This is a genomic window from Acidomonas methanolica (assembly GCF_004346035.1).
In the GTDB taxonomy this organism is placed as follows: Bacteria; Pseudomonadota; Alphaproteobacteria; order Acetobacterales; family Acetobacteraceae; genus Acidomonas; species Acidomonas methanolica.
In genome coordinates this window covers 53,258-59,969 of sequence record NZ_SLZN01000018.1, presented here as the reverse complement: position 1 = coordinate 59,969, position 6,712 = coordinate 53,258, and the positions used below count along the sequence as shown (strand labels likewise).

6 protein-coding genes are annotated in these 6,712 nt (G+C 66.8%); 3 read left to right on the top strand and 3 right to left on the bottom strand.

Annotated elements, in window-relative coordinates; all coding sequences use genetic code 11:
* Positions 1-175: 175 nt before the first annotated feature.
* The gene (gene epmA, locus EDC31_RS12410; RefSeq protein WP_042059592.1) at positions 176-1,171 is read right to left on the bottom strand and encodes an EF-P lysine aminoacylase EpmA; all 996 of its coding nucleotides are present in this window, start codon (positions 1,169-1,171) and stop codon (positions 176-178) included.
* A gap of 50 nt (positions 1,172-1,221) precedes the next feature.
* Between epmA and EDC31_RS12405 the strand changes: the two genes are divergently transcribed.
* Complete coding sequence (locus tag EDC31_RS12405; protein WP_042059590.1) at positions 1,222-2,289, top strand: lysine-2,3-aminomutase-like protein; 1,068 nt, start codon at positions 1,222-1,224, stop codon at positions 2,287-2,289.
* A 20-nt stretch (positions 2,290-2,309) separates the two neighbouring features.
* Here EDC31_RS12405 and argC read toward each other — a convergent pair whose 3' ends face one another.
* A complete protein-coding gene (gene argC, locus EDC31_RS12400) occupies positions 2,310-3,221 on the bottom strand; it encodes an N-acetyl-gamma-glutamyl-phosphate reductase (protein WP_042059588.1) in 912 nt (303 codons plus the stop codon).
* Positions 3,222-3,285: 64 nt separating this feature from the next.
* Between argC and EDC31_RS12395 the strand changes: the two genes are divergently transcribed.
* Both EDC31_RS12395 and mazG read left to right on the top strand, forming a co-directional pair.
* A complete protein-coding gene (locus EDC31_RS12395; protein ID WP_239641686.1) occupies positions 3,286-4,728 on the top strand; it encodes an amino acid permease in 1,443 nt (480 codons plus the stop codon).
* Positions 4,725-5,516, top strand: coding sequence for a nucleoside triphosphate pyrophosphohydrolase (mazG, locus tag EDC31_RS12390; RefSeq protein ID WP_042059586.1), 792 nt, complete (start codon positions 4,725-4,727; stop codon positions 5,514-5,516). The genes EDC31_RS12395 and mazG overlap by 4 nt, the downstream gene beginning before the upstream one ends.
* A gap of 68 nt (positions 5,517-5,584) precedes the next feature.
* On the opposite strand, the gene EDC31_RS12385 is transcribed toward mazG, so the two are convergent.
* Positions 5,585-6,712: an acetoin dehydrogenase dihydrolipoyllysine-residue acetyltransferase subunit gene (locus EDC31_RS12385; RefSeq protein ID WP_042059583.1), complete on the bottom strand. Its 1,128-nt coding sequence runs from the start codon at positions 6,710-6,712 to the stop codon at positions 5,585-5,587.

The window sequence follows — 6,712 nt, the reverse complement described above, 5'->3', positions numbered from 1 at the left end:
CCATGTTCGGAAGAGCAGGCTTCGAACTCCTCAGGGCGCGTGTCCTTCAGCCCGCATAATCAAAAAACATCATCACGAAAAGTGCGGAAGAACCGAAGATCGGTCGGAAACTTTGCACATTCATACGCTCCACCTGGCCCCGTCGCCCTTAAAACCGTTGCAATTTACGTTTGCTTTAACTTAGCCACACTATGTCACTCAACCGCGCCGCGCCAACTGCCAGCAACACCAGCCGATCGAAACCCAACGCGATTCCGCTGCATGGCGGCATGGCGCCGAGTTCCGACAGAAACGCTTCATCCAGCGACCAGTTCTGATCCGGATGCAACGTCATGCGCCGGGCGCGATCCGCCTCGAAGCGCGCGCGCTGCTCGACCGGATCGGTGAGTTCCTCGAAGGCATTGGCCAACTCGATCCCGCCCGCATAGAGCTCGAACCGCAGCGCCACGCGCGGATCGGCCGGATCGCGCCGCGCCAATGCCGCCTGCGCGCTGGGCCAATGCGTGAGGAAGCAGGGACGGTCCCGCCCGATCCGTGGTTCGATTCGTTCGAGCAGCAGCCGGAAGAACAGGTCCTCCCACGTCTCTCCCGCGCGCAGCCGCGTCCCGGAAGCGGCGGCCAGCGCAGCCGCGTCCTCGCCGATCGCCAGCAGATCGACGCCCACATGACGCGCGAAGGCCTCCGCCATGGTCAGACGCTCGAACGGCGCGGCGATGGACAGTTCACCCTCCCGCCGATCCAGCTTCGGCGGCAGAAGCGCACGCAGCAGCGCTTCCGTCTCATCCATCAGATCCGCCAGCCCCGCGCCGGGGCGATACCATTCCAGCATGGTGAATTCCGGCGCATGCAGCGCGCTCGCCTCGCCGTTGCGCCAGACACGCGCCATCTGGAACACGCGCAGCCCGGTCGCCGCGACGATGCGTTTCATGGCGAATTCGGGGCTGGTATGCAGAAATCGCGTCTCTTTTCCGCCGTCGGGCCGTTCGAGTTCCGTGCGAAAGCAGCGGAGATGCACCTCCTCGCCGGGAGACGGCACCACATAGGGCGTCTCCACCTCGACATAGCCACGCGCGTCGAAGAACCCGCGCACGCCCCGCAGGAGCGCCGCGCGACGATGCAGCAACGGCAGACGGTCTCCCAGCGGCGCGCCGGTCCAGGACGAATCGGTCATCGGAAAGCCTCACATTGCGAAACGGCGCATGGGTGCAGTACAGCCAGCCCATGGACAGGCCAGTCAACCCCCAATCTCCCGCCGGAGACCGCGCCACGCCCCTGCGGCATAGGGACGACCTCATCGCCCATGGGCTCGTACGGCCGGAGGATGGTCCTCTGCTCGACGAGGTCGCCGCTCGCTACGCCACCGCCATTCCGCCCGCCTTTCTTTCCCTGATCGAAACGCCGGACGATCCCATCGGCCTGCAAGTCATCCCCTCCCCCGCCGAACTGACCATCGCCCCGCATGAGCGCGTCGACCCGATCGGCGACGACGCGCTCTCTCCCGTTCCGGGCATCGTGCATCGTTACGCGGACCGCGCGCTGCTCAAGCCGCTTCTCATCTGTCCCCTGTATTGCCGGTTCTGTTTCCGCCGCGAGCACGTCGGACCCGAAGGCGGGCTGCTCTCCGACGACGATCTGAATCAGGCCTTCGACTGGCTGCGCGCCCGCCCCGCCATTCGCGAGGTGATCCTGACCGGCGGCGACCCGCTGATGCTCAGCCCGCGCCGCTTGCGCCGAATCATGGACGCGCTGACCGCCATCCCTCATCTCGAAACCATCCGCCTGCATAGCCGCGTGCCCATGGCGGCGCCGGACCGGATGACGTCCGAGATGCTGGACGCGCTGGAGACCGACCGCGCCTTCTGGATGGTCGTCCACGCCAATCACGCGCGGGAATTCAGCGAGGCCGCCCGCGCGGCGCTGCGCGCGATCCAGCGGCGCGGCATCCCCGTCCTCGGCCAGTCCGTGCTGCTGCGGGGCGTGAACGACAGCGTTCCCGCGCTGGAAGGGCTGCTGCGCGCGATGGTCACGGCGCGGGTGAAACCCTATTACCTCCACCAGCTCGACCCCGCCCCCGGCACGGCGCATTTCCATGTGCCGATCCATGAGGGGCGCGCGCTGCTCGAAGCCCTGCGCGGGCGGGTGACGGGGCTCGCCTGGCCGACCTACGTGCTCGACATTCCCGGCGGCCACGGGAAAGTACCGATCGGCCCGGACTATATCGGCCCCGCCGGAGACAGCGTGCGGGACCCGAACGGCGTCCGCCGCACGCTCGGCGGGGACGTCCTCTAAACGTCCCGGCGCCCGGACCGTCAGAGCCCCAGCATCAGCCGCGCATTCTGGATCGCGGCCCCGGACGCGCCCTTGCCGAGATTGTCCAGCCGGGCCGTCAGCAGCACATGCGGCGCCGCGTCGTTGCCGTGCACACGCAGTTCCATCCGGTCGGTATCGGCCAGCGCCTCGGCGTCGAGACGCATTTGATCGGCGCTTTCGACCGTCACGACACGGCTTCCGGCATAGGCGGCGCGCAGCACCTGCTCGATGTCGCCACGCCTTGGCCGGGCAGGCAGCATGTCCAGATGCAGCGGGATGGAGACGATCATCCCTTGCGCGAAATGACCGCTGGACGGTACGAAGAGCGGACGGCGAGACAACCCGGAATAAAGCTGGATTTCCGGCACATGCTTGTGCGCCAGCGTCAGACCGTACAGTTCGAAAGCCGGACCGCCCCGCGTCTCATGCGCCTCGATCTCGCTTTTCCCGCCGCCGCTATAGCCGCTGACCGCGTTGATGGAGACAGGATGGTCGGCCGGGATCAGCCCGGCGGAGATCAGGGGACGCAGCAGGGCGATCGCCCCGGTGGGGTAGCATCCCGGATTCGCGACATGCCGGGCGGCGGCGATGCGGGCGGGCGCATCGGCGTCCAGTTCCGGCAGGCCGTATTCCCACCCCTCGGCGACGCGATGCGCGGTCGAGGCGTCGAGAATCCGGGTCTGCGGCAGATCGGCCGCCAGGGCGACCGCCTCGCGCGCCGCGTCGTCCGGCAGGCAGAGAATCACCAGATCCGCATCCCGCATCATCGCCCGGCGCGCCTCGGGGTCCTTTCGGCGCGCGGGGTCGATGGACAGCAGTTCGACCGGCATGGGGCGCAGGCGCTCGCGAATCCCGAGGCCGGTCGTCCCGGCCTCGCCGTCGATGAAAATGCGGGGCACAGGACCGGACATTCTGATCGTTTCCTCAGGTAAACGTTCCATGACGGCAAACGTCCGTTCTGGACGGATCGGGCGGATGGGTGTCTCATCCCCTGCCATGCAACAGAATTACACCATTCCCGCGTCCACCGCCATGAGCCCGCCTACCGTCGATCCGGCCGCCGACTCTCCCCTGATCGCGGGCGGCAAGCTGAAGGACAGGCATATCGCCATGATCGCGCTGGGCGGCGCCATCGGCGCGGGGCTGTTCGTCGGCAGTTCGGCTGCGATTCACGACGCCGGTCCCGCCGTCTTCGCCACCTATGTCGTCACCGGACTGATGGTCGTCATCGTCATGCGGATGCTGGGGGAGATGCTGCTCTTCCGCCCCGGCATCGGCACGTTCGTGGACTGCATCCGCACCGCGCACGGACCGGGCGCGGGGTTTCTCGCGGGCTGGCTCTACTGGCTGTTCTGGGTGGTGACGATCGGGGCGGAGGCGATCGGCGGCGCGATCATCCTCAACGGCTGGTCCGGCCTGCCGGTCTGGATGCTCGCGCCCCTGCTGATCGTGGCGGTGAACATCGTCAACGCCGTCTCGGTCGATCTCTTCGGCGAGTGCGAGTTCTGGCTCTCCTTCATCAAGGTGTCCTGCATCATCGCCTTCGCCGCTCTCGGCGCGGCGGCGCTCCTGCATCTCGTCGGCCCGAAAATTTCGCCCCTGGCCAACATCATGGCCGGGAACGGCCCCATGCCGAACGGCCTCGCCGCGGTCGTCGCGACGATCCCCACCGTATTGTTCTCCATGATCGGCTCCGAGGCGGCGACCGTCGCCGCCGCCGAATCGGAAAACGCGCGGGAGAATCTCGGCAAGGTGACACGGCGGATCGGGCTCCGCCTGACGCTGTTCTGTCTCGTGTCGGTGGGCGTGATCCTCTGCCTCGTGCCCTGGACCAGCATCGTGCCGGGCCACTCCCCCTTCGTGACGGTGATGCAGGCCCTCGGCATTCCCGGCGCGTCAATGGCACTGCAAATCGTGGTGTTCTCGGCGGTTCTCTCCTGCCTCAACTCCAGCATCTACATCACCTCCCGCACGCTGTACGGCCTTGCGGAGAAAGGGGACGCGCCGGATGCCTTCCGCCATCTGAGCCGTCATGCCGTGCCGCAGCGCGCCGTGCTGGCATCGAGCCTCATCGGACTCTTCGTCGCCTTCTGCTCCATCCTCTCCCCCGGCGTGATCTTCGCCTTCTTCATCAGCGCGACCGGCGCGGTGATCCTCGTCGTCTACGGGCTCATCGTGTCCGCCCATTGGGCGATGCGCGGCGAACAGCCGGACGACCCGGTCTTTACGCTGCCCCTGGGACGTGGTCTCAACATGCTGATGCTGGGAGGCATGGCCATGGTGATGCTCGCCATGCTGATTCAGCCGGATCAACGAGGGACCGTGCTGTCGAGCATCGGCAGCGTGGCCGTTCTTTCGCTGATCTATGCGATGAAACGCCGAACGGGCCAAAGTTCGGGGCGGAGGACGGGCGCATGAGCGCGGCGGAACAGGAAATCGGGCGTCTTCTGGCCATCATGGCCCGGCTGCGCGATCCGGAAAACGGCTGCCCCTGGGACCGGGTGCAGACCCATGCCACCATCGCCCCTTACGCGATCGAAGAAGCCTATGAGGTGATGGACGCCGTAAACCGGGAGGACTGGTCCGCCCTGCCCGGCGAACTCGGCGACCTGCTGTTGCAGGTCGTCTATCAGGCGCGGATCGCCGAGGAGGAGAACCGCTTCGATTTCGCCGCCGTCGCCCGCGCGATCGCCGACAAGATGGTGCATCGCCACCCGCATGTTTTCGGAGGAGCCGCCTCGGCTCCCGGCGCGTGGGAAGCGGCCAAGGCCGCCGAGCGCGCGGAGAAGGCGGAGCACGGCATTCTCGGCGGGATCGCGGGCGGCCTTCCCGCCCTGCTCCATGCCGCCAAGCTCGGCGCCCGCGCCGCGCGGGCGGGGTTCGATTGGGACGAACCCGAAGGCGTGCTGGAGAAGATCGAGGAAGAAATCGGCGAGGTCCGCGCGGAGTTGCCGGAAGGCGACCGCGACCGGCTGGAGGACGAGATCGGCGACGTGCTCTTCACCGTCGCCACCCTCGCCCGCAAGCTCGACCTCGACCCCGAAGCCTGCCTGCGCCGCGCCAACGCGAAATTCACCCGACGCTTCAACGATATGGAAGCGATCCTCGCCGCGCGCGGCGAGGCGCTCCAGGAGCAGGACCTCTCCACGCTGGAAAGCCTCTGGACAGAAGTGAAGCGACGGCATCGCCTCGCGGATCATACATGAGGCCTGCATGATCCTGTCCGGCTGACATCCTCGATTGAGGCGTGCCGGCTCGTCGAGGTCTCCGGGGATCAGGCGGAGATGGTCGCCGTCAACAGGTCGTTGACCTCCGCGCTGCGCTCGAGCTGCGGCATGTGTCCGGTGTCGGGCAGCACATGGACGGCCACCTTCGCCGGCAGTCCCTCCGCACCGCTGACAGGCAGGATTTCATCCTCGGCCCCCCAGATCACCGAAACCCGCCCGTCGAACCGCTCCAGAACGCCGCGCAGATTTTCCTTCTGGCGCCCGTTTTCGAAACTGGCGCGGGCTATGGCGTTCAGCGCCGCCATCGCGCCGTCGAGGCGCTTGAAGCGGATGATTCCATCGACCATCTGGCGCGAGATCAGGGCCTTGTCATGCACGAGCATCTGCAATACCGGCTCCAGCGTCTTGCGCCGGTCGGCGTTGATGAACCCGTCGATGAACGCCTCATTGATGGTGTCTCCCAGCCCCGCCGGCGCCACGAGAGTCAGCGACGCCACGCGGGATGGCGCGATCTTCGCGAGTTCGAGCGCCACCGCGCCGCCCAAAGAATGACCCGCGACATGCACGCGCGCGAGTCCGAGCGTGTCGAGCAGGTCGTTCGTGATCGCGGCGAGCGTCGCGGGCGACCCATCCCCGACATCTTTCGTCGATTCCCCATGCCCCGGAAGATCGAAGGAAATCACGCGAACCTGACCGGCCAGACCTCCCTGGGTCATCATCCAGTTGGTCAGATCGCCGCCGAACCCGTGGATGAGGAGCAGCGGCGCGCCGTCAGCCCCCTTCCCCGCGTCCTGGACACGGATGCGGCGCGACCCCACCGTGACGATTTCCGGCATGACGGCGCCGTCGGCCTTGTCGTCGTTCCCGGTTGTCGCCATCTCGCTCTGGAATGTCGTGACGAATGAATCGATTTCGTCATCCGTCACCTCGCCTTCCGCCAACACGCCGATCAGCGCGCCCACAGGCAGCGTTTCCCCTTCCGACGCGACCTGACGGCGAAGAATGCCGCTCGCGGGACTTTCATAGACATTGGTGATTTTCGTCGTCTCGATCTCGGCCAGTTCCGCGCCTGCGGAAATGTCGTCTCCGGGATGCGCCAGCCAGCCGGCGATCTTGCCCTCGGTCATGGCCAGACCGAATTTCGGCATCGTCACCGGGATTATCGTGCCAGCCAT